This window comes from Ruegeria sp. CL3, from assembly GCF_056536505.1.
Genome location: NZ_JBQFPT010000003.1, coordinates 96,531 through 111,593, shown reverse-complemented (window position 1 = coordinate 111,593; position 15,063 = coordinate 96,531). Strand labels below are relative to the sequence as shown.

13 protein-coding genes are annotated in these 15,063 nt (G+C 59.0%); 4 read left to right on the top strand and 9 right to left on the bottom strand.

The genetic code is table 11. From position 1 onward, the window contains the following. Positions 1-195 precede the first annotated feature (195 nt). Complete coding sequence (locus ACR0NO_RS04930) at positions 196-2,151, top strand: 4Fe-4S binding protein (RefSeq protein ID WP_480723174.1); 1,956 nt, start codon at positions 196-198, stop codon at positions 2,149-2,151. Here the strand turns inward: ACR0NO_RS04930 and ACR0NO_RS04925 are convergent. Further along, a complete protein-coding gene (locus ACR0NO_RS04925; protein ID WP_480723173.1) occupies positions 2,145-2,873 on the bottom strand; it encodes a c-type cytochrome in 729 nt (242 codons plus the stop codon). The two genes, ACR0NO_RS04930 and ACR0NO_RS04925, sit on opposite strands and share 7 nt — an antisense overlap. A gap of 108 nt (positions 2,874-2,981) precedes the next feature. Here ACR0NO_RS04925 and ACR0NO_RS04920 point away from each other — a divergent pair, with 108 nt between their 5' ends. From ACR0NO_RS04920 to ACR0NO_RS04910, 3 genes are read left to right on the top strand one after another with little or no spacing between them, the layout of a single operon-like run. Further along, positions 2,982-4,043, top strand: a complete 1,062-nt coding sequence (locus ACR0NO_RS04920; protein WP_480723172.1) for an Mrp/NBP35 family ATP-binding protein — start codon at positions 2,982-2,984, stop codon at positions 4,041-4,043. Further along, on the top strand, positions 4,040-4,738 hold the full coding sequence (locus ACR0NO_RS04915) for a biotin/lipoate--protein ligase family protein (protein WP_480723171.1): 699 nt from the start codon (positions 4,040-4,042) through the stop codon (positions 4,736-4,738). Before ACR0NO_RS04920 ends, ACR0NO_RS04915 begins: the two co-directional genes overlap by 4 nt. Continuing rightward, positions 4,735-5,214, top strand: a complete 480-nt coding sequence (locus tag ACR0NO_RS04910) for a DUF6505 family protein (RefSeq protein ID WP_480723170.1) — start codon at positions 4,735-4,737, stop codon at positions 5,212-5,214. Before ACR0NO_RS04915 ends, ACR0NO_RS04910 begins: the two co-directional genes overlap by 4 nt. A 6-nt stretch (positions 5,215-5,220) precedes the next feature. Here ACR0NO_RS04910 and ACR0NO_RS04905 read toward each other — a convergent pair whose 3' ends face one another. The 8 genes from ACR0NO_RS04905 to acs all read right to left on the bottom strand — a co-directional run bounded on the left by ACR0NO_RS04905 (position 5,221) and on the right by acs (position 14,675). After that, the gene (locus ACR0NO_RS04905) at positions 5,221-5,721 is read right to left on the bottom strand and encodes a flavin reductase family protein (RefSeq protein ID WP_480723169.1); all 501 of its coding nucleotides are present in this window, start codon (positions 5,719-5,721) and stop codon (positions 5,221-5,223) included. Positions 5,722-5,809: 88 nt separating this feature from the next. Next, a complete protein-coding gene (locus ACR0NO_RS04900) occupies positions 5,810-7,222 on the bottom strand; it encodes a 3'-5' exonuclease (protein ID WP_480723168.1) in 1,413 nt (470 codons plus the stop codon). 2 nt (positions 7,223-7,224) lie between these two features. After that, entirely contained in the window at positions 7,225-7,743 is a 519-nt protein-coding gene (locus ACR0NO_RS04895) for a hypothetical protein (RefSeq protein WP_170376630.1), read from the bottom strand. Between the two features lie 84 nt (positions 7,744-7,827). Next, positions 7,828-9,651 carry a DUF294 nucleotidyltransferase-like domain-containing protein gene (locus ACR0NO_RS04890; protein WP_480723167.1) on the bottom strand — a complete coding sequence of 608 codons (1,824 nt, stop codon included), beginning with the start codon at positions 9,649-9,651 and terminating at the stop codon, positions 7,828-7,830. Positions 9,652-9,753: 102 nt separating this feature from the next. After that, the gene (locus tag ACR0NO_RS04885; RefSeq protein WP_170551306.1) at positions 9,754-11,538 is read right to left on the bottom strand and encodes a sodium:solute symporter family protein; all 1,785 of its coding nucleotides are present in this window, start codon (positions 11,536-11,538) and stop codon (positions 9,754-9,756) included. A gap of 15 nt (positions 11,539-11,553) precedes the next feature. After that, positions 11,554-11,838, bottom strand: a complete 285-nt coding sequence (locus ACR0NO_RS04880) for a DUF4212 domain-containing protein (protein ID WP_170376639.1) — start codon at positions 11,836-11,838, stop codon at positions 11,554-11,556. A 181-nt stretch (positions 11,839-12,019) separates the two neighbouring features. Next, the gene (locus tag ACR0NO_RS04875) at positions 12,020-12,703 is read right to left on the bottom strand and encodes an adenylate kinase (protein ID WP_480723166.1); all 684 of its coding nucleotides are present in this window, start codon (positions 12,701-12,703) and stop codon (positions 12,020-12,022) included. A 7-nt stretch (positions 12,704-12,710) separates the two neighbouring features. After that, a complete protein-coding gene (gene acs, locus ACR0NO_RS04870) occupies positions 12,711-14,675 on the bottom strand; it encodes an acetate--CoA ligase (RefSeq protein ID WP_480723165.1) in 1,965 nt (654 codons plus the stop codon). Between the last annotated feature and the right edge of the window lie 388 nt (positions 14,676-15,063).

Genomic DNA, 15,063 nt, shown 5'->3' with positions numbered 1-15,063 from the left:
TGCCAAGTCTCAATCGCGTGAAAAACCTCTTGTACGACTAAAGTTTAACAAGTGAAATTCCGAGCGTTTGTGTCAGGAAAAACAGGCGCTCTCAAAGAATTTAATGTGCGATCCTTGGTGTTTGACAAAGACTGGATTGCCAGCCGAGCGATACCATCTAAGGTAACAAGTCAGGAAGCTGTCCGGGGGAGGGACATGGCCACCAAACTTATTCTATGTAACTGCGAAGGCTCGCAGCCGGTGGATGCCGACCGTATCGGCGCGGCCACCGAGCTGGAGTGCAGTAAAACACACACCGCCCTTTGTACGCGAGAGCTGGGTGTCGTTGCGGAGTTTATGAAGTGGGATGACCAATTGCTGATCGCCTGCGGGCAGGAGCAGGAAGTGTTTCGCGATCTGGCCGAGGATCTTGAGGTTGAACCACCCGCCTTTGTTGATCTGAGGGACCGCGCTGGCTGGTCGGACCAATCCGGTGACGCGGCCCCCAAGATGGCGGCCCTGGCGGCTGAGGCGTTGGTGCCGATGCCCATCTCGCCCAGTGTTGATGTCATCAGCGAGGGGACCTGTTGCATCGTTGGCCCGGCCGAGGTCGCCTTTGATCTGGCCGAGCGTTTGGCAACCACGCTGGCGGTGACTGTTGTGACGGGAGATGAGACCTCGCCCATCAGCCGCAGCTTTGACGTGGTACGGGGGCAGGTGCGTTCGGTTTCGGGCGCTTTGGGTGGGTTTGCCCTGCGGATCGACGGGTTGCAGCAAATTGCCCCGGGTGGTCGTGGGGCGTTTGGCTGGACCGATCCGCGCGACGGGGCGCAGTCGGCCTGCGACATCCTGATTGATGTGACCGGAGAGACGCCATTCGTTCAAGCTCCGGCCAAGCGCGAAGGCTATTTGCGGGCGGACCCGCGCGACCCGCTGGCTGTCTCCAAGCTGGCGTTTGATGCAGCGCATTTGGTGGGGACGTTCGAAAAACCCCTCTATGTACGTCTTGAGGAAACTCTGTGTGCCCATTCGCGGGCGGAGCAGGTGGCCTGTACCAATTGCCTCGATATCTGCCCGACCGGGGCCATCACGCCCGCCGGAGAGCATATTGCCATAGATCCCATGATCTGTGCTGGCTGTGGGGCTTGCGCTGCACTGTGCCCCTCGACCGCGATCACCTATGAAGACCCGCCTGTGTCGGCGGTGCTGACGCGCATGCATGTCCTGGCCCGGACCTATCGCCGGGCCGGAGGCTCCGCGCCGCGTCTGCTGGTGCATGACGCCTATGGGGCCGAGATGGTCCGACTTGCCGCGCGGTTCGGACGTGGACTTCCCGCCGATGTCATTCCGATGGAGTCGAGTGTGATTTCCGGTTTCGGCCACGCCGAGATGCTGGCCGCTTTGGCCCACGGCTTTGCGAGGGTCGACATCCTTCTGGCCCCCACGACGGAGCGGGATGCGCTGGACCGCGAGCTGGAGCTCGCACAGGCGATCGCACCGGACGCAGGGCTTGGACTGATTGATGAGGCCGACCCGGATGCGATGAGCGATCTGCTCTATGCGCAAGAGGTACCGGCGGCACTGACCGATCCGGTTCTGCCGTTGGGCAACCGCAGGCAAATCGCCCGATTGGCAGCACAGGCTTTGAACCCCAAGGCCGAGGAACCTCTGGCTTTGCCCCAAGGCGCACCCTATGGGGCCGTCGCGGTGGATACGGATGCGTGTACGCTGTGCCTAAGCTGTGTGTCGCTCTGCCCATCGGGGGCCCTGATCGACAACCCGGATAAACCGCAGCTGAACTTCCAGCAGGACGCCTGTTTGCAATGCGGCCTGTGCCGCAACATCTGCCCCGAGGATGCCATTGCGCTGGTTCCCCAACTGGACCTGAGCGATGCCGCGTTGTCTCAGCAGGTGTTGAACGAGGAAGAGCCCTTTGAATGTGTCGAATGCGGTGCCCCGTTCGGTGTGAAGTCAACGGTCGAGCGGGTCATGGAGAAGCTGTCGGGGATACACCCGATGTTTGCCTCGTCCGAGCAGGCGCGGATGATCCAGATGTGCGACAATTGCCGGGTGGGCGCGCAGTTCAACATGCAGGACAATCCCTTCCAGTCCAATCCGCGGCCCAAGGTTGTAACGACGGATGACTATTTCTCAAAACGGAAGGATCATTGATGCTGCAGCGGCGCGCCCAGATCCGCTGCGCTGATGACCGAGACAAAGGCCAGAATGGCGTCCAGATCGTCCAGTGTCATCTCAACAGGGTGTATAGGCGACGGACGCGAGGGATCGAAGGGGGGCGTGAGGCCTTCGATCTGCGTAAAGGCCGGGTGGGGGTTCAGGGCGAAGAAGGCCTGAAACCTCTCATCCCAATCCGGCAAAGTGCGCAACACAGCGAAAGACGGGGTCGAGCCGAGCCCATTCATGCGGTTCTGCGGGCCGATCACATGACAGCGGCCGCAATGGGTCATCGAAAGCTCCTCACCCAACGCGGTATTGCCATCAATGACTTCGGATGCCTCGGCGCTGGCAACCTCGAAACTGGCGCTAAAGGGCGGGCCTTGATCCGGAGCAAAGCTTTCGATCGTGCGTTTGCCGATATCCGACAAAAGCCATTCGCGAAAGCGCTCCTGTTTCGGGTCGCCTTGAATGCGCAGGTGATAGACAATTTCGCCACGTGCAAAGACCGGATCGCCCTCTGCGCCGGTATTCAACGACATAACGCCCTCGGCATCGCTGATTACCCTTATCCCGGTCTTGAGTGAAAAGCGCGGAAGAATATGTTGCAAAAGGCCCGAGTTCGAAACTTCGGTCGGGCTGGCCAGGCCAATCGCGTCTTGCGCCCCGGAAGGGGTGGCGGAGAGCGTCAGGCTGAGGCACAAAAGGAAAAAGCGCATGCCCAAGCCTAATCGCCAAAAGGCAAATGCGTCAAATGAACGAATAGAGACGGAGACACATGCAATGAAAAGCAACCATGCGATGGGGCAGGTTATGGGGATGATGGCATGAGTGTCCGTGACGCGGTTCTTGCAAACTTGAAAAAGATCACTGACCCGGTTTCCGGTCAGGATATCGTCAGCGCGGGCGTCGTACGCGCCCTGAATGTCGAAGGCGATACCGTGCGCTTCGTGCTCGAGATCGACCCCAAACAGGCCGAGCGGATGGAGCCGGTTCGCGCCGCCGCTGAGCAGGCCGCGCAGATGGTTGTAGGGGTTTCGAAAGTGTCGGCCATGATGACCGCGCATTCCGATAAGGCTCCACCGGATCTGAAGCCAAAACCAAAGCCCTCTCAGACCGGTCCGCAGGCTGTGCCTGGTGTGGATCGTATTATCGCCGTTGCCTCGGGCAAGGGTGGTGTTGGCAAGTCCACCGTATCCGCAAACCTCGCCTGTGCCTTGGCGGCCGAGGGGCGACGTGTCGGGTTGCTTGACGCGGATGTCTATGGCCCGTCACAGCCTCGGATGCTCGGTGTCTCGGGACGCCCGGCCAGCCCGGATGGCAAGACGATCCTGCCACTGCGCAATCACGGCGTCACAATGATGTCGATGGGCCTGATGACCAACGAAGGGCAGGCGGTTGTTTGGCGCGGCCCCATGCTGATGGGTGCGCTGCAGCAGATGATGAACCAGGTTCAATGGGGCGCGTTGGACGTGCTGATCGTTGACCTGCCACCGGGCACTGGTGACGTGCAACTGACGCTCAGCCAGAAGTTCCAGGTGGATGGGGCCATCGTTGTCTCAACCCCACAGGACGTTGCGCTGATCGACGCCCGTAAGGGGATCGATATGTTCAACCAGCTCAAAACGCCGATCTTCGGCATGATCGAAAACATGTCGACCCATATCTGTTCCAACTGTGGGCATGAGGAACATATCTTTGGTCATGGCGGTGTCGCGTCTGAGGCCGAGGCGCTGGGCGTGCCGCTCTTGGGTGAAATCCCGCTGCATCTGGATATCCGGATGGCCGCGGACGGGGGTGCGCCCATCGTGGTCAGCAAGCCCGACAGCCCACAGGCCGACGCGTTCCGCAAGATCGCGCGCGACCTGATCGCCAAAGGCAACGCATGAGCGAGCCGGTCTTTCCCCCTCTGCTCACAGGTCATCCCGCCAAGGGTGGGGAGGACCCATTCGAAAAGGCACAGGCCATGGCGGCGCTGGGCTGCGATTCCGGCTCGGTCGTGTACAATATCCAGGCTGATCGCTTGCGCGCGGCCATTGTATTCGCACCCGAGGTCGCCTTGCAGGACGCCATGGCGATGCTGCCGCTCTGCGCTGTCGGGTTTCAGAACGCGTTGGGCGCTCTGGCCCCGCCAGAAGTGGCGGTGCATCTGGGCTGGGATGGCCTGATCTGCGTGAACGGTGCGAAATGCGGACAGTTCCATGTTGCCGCGTCGAGCAGCGATCCCGATCAGATACCCGACTGGCTGGTCGTCGGGTGGGAGTTGGTACTGCTGCAAACCAGCGATGCGCCTGGCCATACGCCGGACGTCACCGCGCTTTATGATGAGGGTTGCGCCGACGTTTCGGCAACCCAACTGGTGGAAAGCTGGTCACGGCATATGCTGACCTGGCTCAACCGCTGGTCCGAGGACGGCAACGCGCCGCTACATGGCGAATGGCTTGGCCTTCTGCGCGGCGTCGGAGAACCGATCGAGGGGCAGGGCGTGTTCCTTGGCACGGATGAGCGGTTCGGCATGCTGATCCGCGACAAGGATGAGACTCACCTGCGCCCGCTCACAAACTTATTGGAGGCGACCCGATGAAACTGGCCCGCGCGATACATTTCGACGAAAGCGACATGAACGTGTTCCACTCGCCTGCGCGTACAGGGGAATGGTGCATCTCGGGCGGGTTTGAGTTTTCGAACTGGGGGCAGGGCGATCTGGAGGGCAAGGCCCGTCAGGCCTTTGCCAATGGCTGGCTGGGGTTAGAGACCTTCGGGCGTGTGACCTTTGTGGCCGTCACCCAGATCGAACAGGCTGAGAAAGATCAGCTCGTCGAAAACCTGGCGGAGCATTTCGTGAAACTCTACGGCGCACCATCGGTCGAGGCCGCGATGGGCGTGGCGCAAGCGGAGATAGATCATATGTCCGAGCTTTGCGACGAACACCCTGCCAACACCTTGCTGACCGTTGCGCGTGAATTGACCGAAAGCGGCGTGCATGAAGCGTTTCGCGTGATTACCCCGCAGGAAACTCAGCTTGAGGCGCTGGCGTTTCACGGCTCTCTTGACGACTGAGGGCCGTCAGATCAGGTCGACAAACCCGCCGAACTGACCACGCTTGAAGATCAGGCCCTGGCCCGTGCGGTACATGACCTGATCCACATGGCCAACCATGATCAGGTGGTCGCCTGCTTCGTGGCAGGCATGCAGATGGCAGTCAAACCGCGCGAGGCAATCGGCCAGTTGCGGCCGGCCCATTTCATCTGCGCTCCAGTCTGCGTGAGAGAAGTCTTCTCCGTCCCGAGCAAACCGCAGGCTTTGGTCCTGCTGCTCTTGTGCCATGACATGGATGGAATAGTGCTGGCAGTCCGAAAACGCGCCGAACCGGTTGGATTCCTTGGCCAAACACCACAGGACCAGCGGTGGGTCCAGTGAAACCGAGGTGAAGGAGTTCACGGTGATCGCGCGCGGCCCAAGTGCCGTCTGTGTAGTGACGACCGTAACACCTGTCCCGAAACACCCCAGCGCTTCACGAAACGCGGCGCTTTGATCAGGGGTCGGGATAAAAGTCTTCTCGGTCATTGCACATCTGTTCTCTGCCCGATCGTCAGGTGCCATGACCGTTCCGTATTGTCCATGGTAACTTTGGTTCATCACGTTGAAAATTAGGTTAGTTCAGGTCCTCCAACAAGCGACCATGTTTGCGGGTCTCGGTGATGATTGCGCCGAAGGTGGTGATATCCCGCGCTTTCAGCATGGGTAGCATCCGCACAAGCGCCTCAGCCGTGGCCACCGCATCACCCAACGCCGTGTGGCGGAGCGCTTCGGGAATTTCTACGTCCAAACGGTCACATAGCGCGTCCAGTGTATGCGTCTCGCTGGCGCCAAACAGGACAGCAGACAGAAGCACAGTGTCCAGAATTGGGTGGTCCCAATCAACACCCATCCGCTTGGCGTGACGGCGCAGGAATGCCATGTCGAATGGCGCATTATGGGCAACAATCACGGCATCCCGCGCGAATTGGTGAAAGATGCGGCCAGCCTCACCAATGTCGGGCGCGCCTTGCACCATTTGGTCGCTGACCTTGTGAACCTTGGTAGAGGCCGCTGGGATGGGGATGCCGGGATTGACCAGCATGTCGATCCGCTCGCCCTCTACGATGCGACCTTTCACGACCCGGACAGCGCCGATCTGGACGATCTCATCCTTGTGCGGCAACAGGCCGGTGGTTTCGGTGTCGAAGACCACAAAGCACAGATCTTCAATCGTTTGGGCCTCGAAGCTACCCGAGGCCGACATGTTCAACAGATCGAAATCATAGACTAGCGGGCGCGCCGCGTCCGGGGCGATCTGCGCCGCGCTGTCGTCGAAGATCAGCATGTATCCGGGCGCATCTCCCAACGGTTTCACGCGCGCGGCGTAAGTCTGCGCTCCGTCGATGCTGGTCAACGTGCAGGTGACGTCCTGACCGGTTTTGACCAGTTTCGAATAGGCGGCATACAGCGCGTCTGGCTGTAGATAATCCTCTAACGCGGCGTTCAGGCGCGGATGTGCGATCTGGGCCAGAACCTCGGCCGCTTGCGCATCATAGAGGACGATCTTGTGGTTCGGGCTGGCGAGCAGCATCGCAACCGGGATTTCGGTCAACAGGGCAGTGAGCCTGTTCTTTTCGGCGGCCAGTTGGGCGGTCTCGGATGCGACAGCCTCGGCCACACTGAGCGTCTTGTGCGATAGCTGATCCGCCAGCCCAGCTGCGGCCGGGGCAAGGTCGCCCAAGTATTTCGCCGTTTGGACATCCATGTTGCTGCTGACTCCGGCATGCGCGCGCGCGCGCAATTCGGCAGACAGACGCTCAATCGGTTTTGCCACGTTGTCGTCAAACAGCAACCAGACCCCGGCGATCAAGGCCAACAGCCCAAAGGCAATCACGATCCCGGCAAAAAGAAACGGGTCGAAAAGGGCGGGGTTGCCCTCGCGGGCATAGCTGAACCAAAGCGCCAGAGCGCTGACCGCCAGCCCACCAGCCGCTAACAGGCAAAAGAACAGAAAGATTCTCAGACGCAGACTCAACTTGGTCAGCATGATCAAACTCCGCAGGTGGCCTCAATGATCGGATCGCCGGTCCCGGCCTTGATCCAGTCGGCGTTCAGAACGCGGCCATCATCGCCAAACTCGGCTCCGTCGGCCAGATTGGCGCGCAGGTTTTCGGCACAGTTTACAACCACCGGTACTTTCGAGACCGGTGCCCAGCGGCCAAAGAAATAGAGCTCGACCAGCCGTTCATCCGGCACTTGTTCGTTCTTGCGCACCGAGTCTGTGTCGATGGCAGCAAACCTGTCCACGAAAGGCACGGCATAGGTCCAGGGGCGGTAAATCGCGCGGCTTTCGACCTCTTGGATGATGCTGACACTGTCCGGCAGCGTTTCGCGGGTGCGGTCGTACCACGAGTATTCGCTGGCAATCGTCATTCCGATCATGCCCAACCCTGCTGCAACCGGCGTGGCCCACCGGGGCAACCGTCCGCCGGTCAGCTTGTTTAGCACCAGCACGATCCCGGCAAAGGCAAAGCCCGCAAATATCGTACCGATCAATTCCAGAAACATTGGTCTTCTCCAGCCTTCGGGCGTTCCTCGCCCAGTCGTTTTAGTTCAAATACGGTCGCCGAGGACGACCCTGATCTCTCGTTTTTAACCCAGCATTCCTTTGCCGTGACCAACGGCGGATTGCATGGTTTTCACCACAACAAACGCGTCCCTCAGGTGGCTGCGCTCAAAGTCCGACAGGTTTGTTGGTGGCAGGTAATTGTCGGGTTTTTCCCCGGATTTGACCAGTGCGACCTGATGTTCCAGCCGAGTTTCCGCAATCAGATCATAGGCATCCAGCAAATCACGCGCACCCGAGGGGCTGAGGACACCGGCTGCCTCAGCCGCTTTCAGGCGGGCACGGGTGTTGGCCTCGGGCAGTTTGCCCTGCAGGCTGTAAATCCGCGCCAGATCAACCACCGGCACCACGCCGTTATGTTTCAGATCCAGCGTATTGCGATGCTCGCCCGAGCGGATGGTGGCAAACCCCCGCAACAGACCCAAAGGCGGCGTGTGTTTCAGCGAATTCGAGATCATATGCGCGACAAATATCGAATTCGCATTGGCTGCGTTCAGCGTATCGGCCTGAAGATCGGCGAACAGCTCGAACGAGCCGCCGATAGGGCGTAGGTCAAACATGACCGAGGCCAACATCTGCGCTTCGGGGTTCGGTTTTGCGATCCACCCCTTGAAATAGTCGCGCCAGACATGCAGCGGCTGACACCAGCGCGGATTGGTCGCCATCATGTCACCGGGGCAGTAGAAATAGCCGCAGGTATCCAGCCCGTCCGAGACATGTTTGGCCAGTTGCGTGAAATAGGCCATGTCATCTTCGGTCACTGCATCGTCCAGTATCAGGCAGTTGTCCTGATCGGACACACCTGTCTGCTCCTGTCGTCCTTGCGATCCGCACGCCAGCCACAAGTATGGCACCGGCGGCGGCCCCAGTTTGGCTTCAGCAAGACTCAGCAGCCGACGCGTGGCAGTGTCGGCGATATCCGTGATCAGCCGTGTTACGATTTCATGCCGGTTGCCACCCGCAACCAGCTGCACTAGCAGCTGGGGGATTTCTGCCGTGACCTTGGCCATTTCCTCGGCAGTGTCGGCATGGGCAATTCGGCGAACAAGTTCGGCCGAGTTCACGGCCTGATAATGGGTCAGGTCTGTCTGAGTAACGACCCCGACTAGACGTCCGCCCTCGCAAATCGGGATGTGGCCGATTCCGCGCTCCATCATGACGTGCAGCACATCGGACCCGATATCCGAAGGCGAAAGGGTAGTTGGGTTCGGCGTCATGATCTGTGAGATCGGAGTATCCGCGGGCATCGCATCCGCCACAAACTTGCCCGAGATATCACGCAAGGTGGCGATGCCTACCAGACCGTCGGCCTCTGTCACGCATAGCGACGAAATCCCCTTGTCGCGCATCAGGCGCGCGGCGTCGCGAACCGGGGTCGCAGGCGGGCAGGTGGCCGGATTGTGTGCCATCAGGACATCAATGGCGCTGGTCGCCAAACTCTGCGGACCGCTGCGGCCCCCGCGTGAGCGATCGAAGAACTTCGAGACCACATCATGGTTGTCGATCAACTCTCGCACAAGTTCAGGTGGCAGTACGATCAGCACAGATGGGGTGTGGGCGCGTGCCTTGGTCGCGGCTTTGCCGTCTTTAAGCAGTCCGCGTTCTCCAAAGGAATTGCGCAAGCCCAGATGCGAAACGACTTCATCGTTCTCATCCGTGATTTCAACCTGTCCTTCATAGATCACGAATACGCCGGGTAGTTTGTGGCCCAGATCGTAAACAGGGTAGTCCTCATCAACCTCCCAGACCTCGATCTGTTTTGCGACCTCATCCAGAACGTCGGCGGGTAGGGCGTCATAAGGATGTACGGATTCCAGAAACCGGGTGATCTGGTCATGGGACAGGGGCATCTAAATACTCCGTGGAACAAAAATCCCGCCCGGTGGTGTGCCGGACGGGAGTAGTGGATCGAAAGACGCGGCCATTGGCAAGAACCTCAGGCCGCATCAGGCTCATTTGTTCTGAGCTGCGCCCGCACCACGGGGAATGCGTACGCTTTCGACCAGATCTTTGATCTCCTGCGGAGTCTCTTTGGTCATGCCGGCAACAACATACGCAACTGCGAAGTTGATCATTGCACCGATGGCGCCGAACGAGGTCGACTTGATCGGACCCAGAAGCGGATCAGCATCGGTGAACGAGTTGGTGCCTGGAATGAACAACCAGCCCTTGTGCAGGAAGATATAGACCAGAGTGACAACCAGACCAGCCAGCATACCAGCAACCGCGCCGGTGTTGTTGATGCGGGTCGAGAAGATCCCCATCATCAGCGCCGGGAAGATCGAGGCAGCCGCCAGACCAAAGGCCAAGGCCACGGTTTGTGCCGCAAAGCCCGGTGGGTTCAGACCCAGATAGGTTGCAACCAGGATGGCTACGGCCATTGCGATACGCGCGGCCAGCAGTTCACCTTTTTCCGAGATCTGCGGATTGATTGCACCTTTGACAAGGTCGTGGGACACCGCCGACGAGATCGCCAGCAGCAGGCCAGCAGCGGTCGACAGAGCAGCCGCAAGACCACCGGCAGCGACCAGACCGATCACCCAACCCGGCAGGTTGGCGATTTCGGGGTTGGCCAGAACCAGGATGTCACGGTTGAATTTGGTCAGCTCGTTTCCGACCCAGCCTTTTTCTTCCGCGATTGCAGTCATAGCTTCAGACTTGTCGTTGTAGTACTGGATCTTGCCGTCGCCGTTCTTGTCTTCCCAGTCCAGCAGACCGGTTTTCTGCCATGTCTGCATCCAGTCATAGCGCGGATCGTTGTCGATTTCCTCGACCGAGACAGCGCCACCTTCGATGCCACCATTGGGCCACATCATGTCGGTGATGTTCAGACGGGCCATTGCGCCAACCGCAGGGGCGGTCAGATACAGCAGCGCGATGAAGACCAGCGTCCAACCGGCCGACCAACGTGCGTCAGACACTTTCGGAACGGTGAAGAAGCGCATGATGACGTGCGGCAGACCCGCAGTACCGATCATCAGCGACAGCGTGAACAGAACCATGTTCAGCGTGTTCGAGTGGTGAGCCGTGTATTCGTTGAAGCCCAGCTCGGTCACGATCGCGTCCAGTTTGGTCAGCAGAGGCTCACCGCTTGCAGTGTCGCCGAACAGACCCAGTGCAGGGATCGGAGTGCCGGTCAGCTGCAGCGAGATGAAGATCGCCGGGATGGTGTAGGCTGTGATCAGCACGCAGTACTGAGCAACCTGGGTGTAGGTCACACCCTTCATCCCGCCAAACACCGCGTATGCAAACACGACACAAGCACCGATCAGCAGACCGGATGTGTTCGAAACCTCAAGGAAGCGGCCAAAGGCCACGCCAACGCCGGTCATCTGACCGATCACGTAGGTCACCGATGCAACGATCAGACAGATCACGGCAACGACGCGTGCAGTCTGGCTGTAGAAACGATCGCCGATGAATTCCGAGACGGTGTATTTGCCGAACTTACGCAGGTAAGGCGCAAGCAGCAGAGCCAGCAGCACGTAGCCACCGGTCCAACCCATCAGGAAGGTCGAGTTGTCATAGCCGGTAAAGGCGATGAGGCCCGCCATCGAAATGAACGAGGCCGCAGACATCCAGTCCGCCGCTGTCGCCATACCGTTGGTGACCGGGTGAACGCCGCGACCAGCAGCGTAGAATTCAGATGTGGAACCCGCACGGGCCCAGATCGCGATGCCGATGTAAAGCGCGAAGGATGCGCCAACAAACAGCAGGTTGATGGTAAACTGATCCATTGTCCCCGCTCTCCCTTACTCTTCGTCTACGCCGTGTTCGGCGTCTAGCTTGTTCATGCGCCAGGCGTAGTTGAAGATCAGCACCAGAAAGACCAAGATTGATCCCTGCTGAGCGAACCAAAAGCCCAGATCAGTACCGCCAACAGATATGCCGGACAGCAGCGGACGCAGCAGGATGCCGAATCCAAACGACACCAGCGCCCAGATCGCGAGGCTGATGTAGATGAGGCGCAGGTTGGCCTGCCAATAGCCCTTATCGGCTTCGGCAGTCTGCGCGGAGTTGGTAGATTGATCCGCCATTGCGGGTTCCTCCTTCGCTTCCTCGTTGGGCGGTCCTTTGCTTCGTTCCTCCAGCGCGCCGGACCGCTTCTCGAATGTGACAGATACCCCGTGGCATCTGACAAAACTCCTCTGTTCCGCCAAGGCGGTGCATCGAAGTATTCTGTTTAAGGATCAAGGCCTTACGGCCTGTCTCCCTCCCTTAGTTCACCGCGCTGGCGACGATTTCCTCCAGGTCGCGCGCGATGTCTTCAATCTTGCCCATGGCGTTCGTCCGCTTCAGAACGCTCTGACCGTCGTAGTAGGTGATCAGTGGGGCTGTCTGTGCGTGATAGGCGCTGAGGCGTGAGGCAACGGTTTCCGCGTTGTCATCGGCCCGGCGCTTGAATTCGGTCCCGCCGCAATTGTCGCAAGTGCCGTCGACCGACGGTTTCTTGAACGTGTCGTGGTAGCCTTCACCGCAACCGGCGCAGGTGTAACGGCCCGAGATCCGGATCACCATTTCGGCATCCTCCACCTCTAAGCTGATCGCGGCGCTGATCTTCTGGTCTTTTTCAGCCAGAAGACCATCCAGCGCCTCGGCCTGAACGGTGGTGCGGGGGAAGCCATCGAGAATGACCCCTTTGGCACAGTCGGGTTCCGCCATGCGATCGCGCAGGATGTCGATGACGATCTGGTCGCTGACCAGCTCGCCGGCCTCCATCACGACTTTCGCCGCCTTTCCGGCATCGGTGCCTGCAGCAACAGCCGCACGCAGAAGGTCACCGGTGCTGAGTTGCACCAGCCCGAACTTGTCTTCCAGCATGCGCGCCTGAGTGCCCTTCCCGGCGCCCGGAGGGCCGAGAAGGATGAGAACAGCAGGAGTTGTCATGGTCGCAGCGTCCATTATGCCCTCACTTATTCGCTCGGTTTGCAATCAGGTCGTCGACGACCGACGGATCGGCCAAAGTGGACGTATCGCCCAGCGAGCCAAAGTCGTTCTCGGCGATCTTGCGTAGAATTCGCCGCATGATCTTGCCCGAGCGTGTTTTGGGCAGGCCTGGGGACCACTGAATGACGTCAGGCGAGGCGATCGGGCCAATCTCGGTCCGGACCCAGGTGCGCAGTTCTTTGAGCAGCTCATCCGAAGGCTCACGGTCATTCATCAGAGTGACATAGCAATAGATGCCTTGTCCTTTGATTTCATGGGGATAGCCCACTACGGCGGCCTCGGCCACTGCGGCATGCGCCACCAGCGCGCTTTCGACCTCGGCGGTGCCCATGCGGTGGCCCGAGACGTTGATCACGTCATCGACGCGGCCAGTAATCCAGTAGTCACCACCTTCGTCACGACGGCAGCCGTCGCCGGTGAAGTAGTAGCCTTTGTAGTCCGAGAAATAGGTCTTCTCGAACCGCTCATGATCGCCCCAGACGGTGCGCATTTGACCGGGCCAGCTGTCCTTGATGCACAGAACACCTTCGACACCGTTTCCTTCAATCTCGACGCCGGATTGCGGGTCCAAGACCACCGGTTCGATGCCAAAGAACGGTTTCATCGCCGAGCCGGGCTTCATCGCATGCGCGCCGGGCAGGGGGGTCATCAGGTGACCACCAGTTTCAGTCTGCCACCACGTATCGACGATTGGGCATTTGCCCTTGCCGACAACCTCGTTGTACCAGTTCCAGGCTTCGGGATTGATTGGCTCACCCACGGTACCCAAAACTTTGAGGTCGCTGAGATCGTGCTTTTCGACCCATTCACTTCCTTGTCCCATCAGGGCACGGATCGCGGTTGGGGCTGTATAGAACTGGTTGACCTTGTGCTTGGCGCAAACTTCCCAGAAACGACCTGCATCTGGGTACGTCGGCACGCCTTCGAACATCAGGGTTGTGGCACCATTAGCCAGCGGACCATAGACGATATAGCTGTGGCCGGTGACCCAACCCACGTCTGCCGTACACCAATACACATCGCCTTCATGATAGTCGAAGGTGATCTCATGGGTCATCGCAGCATAGACCAGATAGCCGCCGGTGGTGTGAACCACACCTTTGGGCTGGCCGGTCGAACCCGAAGTGTACAGAATAAACAGCGGATCTTCCGCGCTCATCTCGGCTGGGGCGCAATAGTCATCGGCCTCAAGCGCCATTTCGTTGTAGTCGTAGTCACGCCCATCGATCCAAGTGGTCTGACCACCCGTGCGTTTGACGACCAGGCATTTTACGCTGTCCTTGCAGTGCAGCAATGCCGCGTCAGCGTTCGATTTCAGCGGCGTTTTGCGGCCGCCGCGCGGGGCTTCATCTGCGGTGATGACGACTTTGGCGTCGCAACCGTTGACACGGGCCGCCAGAGCGTCAGGCGAGAAGCCTGCAAAAACGATTGAGTGAATCGCACCGATGCGCGCGCAGGCCAGCATGGCATAGGCGGCCTCGGGGATCATCGGAAGGTAAATGATGACGCGATCACCTTTGCGCACGCCCATAGATTCCAGAATATTGGCCATGCGGCAGGTGCGGCGATGCAATTCGGCATAGGTGATGTGCTGGGCCGCATCATTTGGATCATCCGGTTCCCAGATGATTGCGGTTTGATCACCGCGGGTTTCCAGATGGCGATCCAGGCAGTTGGCCGAGACGTTCAGAGTACCATCGGCGTACCAGTTGATCTTGACCGAGCCGAAATCGTAATTGACATCCTTGACCTGCGTAAAGGGCTTGATCCAGTCGATCCGCTTGCCGTGTTCGCCCCAGAACGCGTCCGGGTCGTTAACCGATGCGGCATACATCTCTTCATATTTCGCGGCATCGACATGCGCCCGCTCAACGGTCTCTGCGGTTGGCGGATAGGTCTTGGCATCTGCCTGGGCAGCGGTGGTCATGTTGAGGCTCCTCCCTCTAGGCTGGATAACTATGGGACGTGTCTTGCTCGTTATTTGAGCATTGTCGATCCCGTTCCTCCCCAATCGAAGTATGGCCGGGTTCAGAAAATAATGAAATAAATTGCCGTATTCCTTGGATTTGTTTGTAAAGAAATTTTTCCGAACGAAGTAAATTAGTCAAAAAATTTCGACTTTCTGAAAAATAACGTGAAAAAACAACAGTAAAGATGTAATTTTTTTGATCGGCCCAAGAGGGGCGTTTCCGTGGTGATCTGCAGCTATGTCGTCGAACAACAAGAGTCAAAAGATGTGCTTGAAAATCACCTATCAGGAAGCAGGGGTTGGCACATATACATGTTGGCGCTAGCATCTTTCCAAGCGCCTCGGG

What these genes read in the sequence shown, in the direction of transcription:
- ACR0NO_RS04875 (WP_480723166.1), bottom strand. Translation starts at nt 12,703, where the DNA reads ATGGACGCTGCGACCATGACAACTCCTGCTGTTCTCATCCTTCTCGGC.
- ACR0NO_RS04925 (WP_480723173.1), bottom strand. Translation starts at nt 2,873, where the DNA reads ATGCGCTTTTTCCTTTTGTGCCTCAGCCTGACGCTCTCCGCCACCCCT.
- ACR0NO_RS04920 (WP_480723172.1), top strand. Translation starts at nt 2,982, where the DNA reads ATGAGTGTCCGTGACGCGGTTCTTGCAAACTTGAAAAAGATCACTGAC.
- ACR0NO_RS04885 (WP_170551306.1), bottom strand. Translation starts at nt 11,538, where the DNA reads ATGGATCAGTTTACCATCAACCTGCTGTTTGTTGGCGCATCCTTCGCG.
- ACR0NO_RS04905 (WP_480723169.1), bottom strand. Translation starts at nt 5,721, where the DNA reads ATGACCGAGAAGACTTTTATCCCGACCCCTGATCAAAGCGCCGCGTTT.
- ACR0NO_RS04880 (WP_170376639.1), bottom strand. Translation starts at nt 11,838, where the DNA reads ATGGCGGATCAATCTACCAACTCCGCGCAGACTGCCGAAGCCGATAAG.
- ACR0NO_RS04930 (WP_480723174.1), top strand. Translation starts at nt 196, where the DNA reads ATGGCCACCAAACTTATTCTATGTAACTGCGAAGGCTCGCAGCCGGTG.
- ACR0NO_RS04910 (WP_480723170.1), top strand. Translation starts at nt 4,735, where the DNA reads ATGAAACTGGCCCGCGCGATACATTTCGACGAAAGCGACATGAACGTG.
- ACR0NO_RS04895 (WP_170376630.1), bottom strand. Translation starts at nt 7,743, where the DNA reads ATGTTTCTGGAATTGATCGGTACGATATTTGCGGGCTTTGCCTTTGCC.
- ACR0NO_RS04915 (WP_480723171.1), top strand. Translation starts at nt 4,040, where the DNA reads ATGAGCGAGCCGGTCTTTCCCCCTCTGCTCACAGGTCATCCCGCCAAG.
- acs (WP_480723165.1), bottom strand. Translation starts at nt 14,675, where the DNA reads ATGACCACCGCTGCCCAGGCAGATGCCAAGACCTATCCGCCAACCGCA.
- ACR0NO_RS04890 (WP_480723167.1), bottom strand. Translation starts at nt 9,651, where the DNA reads ATGCCCCTGTCCCATGACCAGATCACCCGGTTTCTGGAATCCGTACAT.
- ACR0NO_RS04900 (WP_480723168.1), bottom strand. Translation starts at nt 7,222, where the DNA reads ATGCTGACCAAGTTGAGTCTGCGTCTGAGAATCTTTCTGTTCTTTTGC.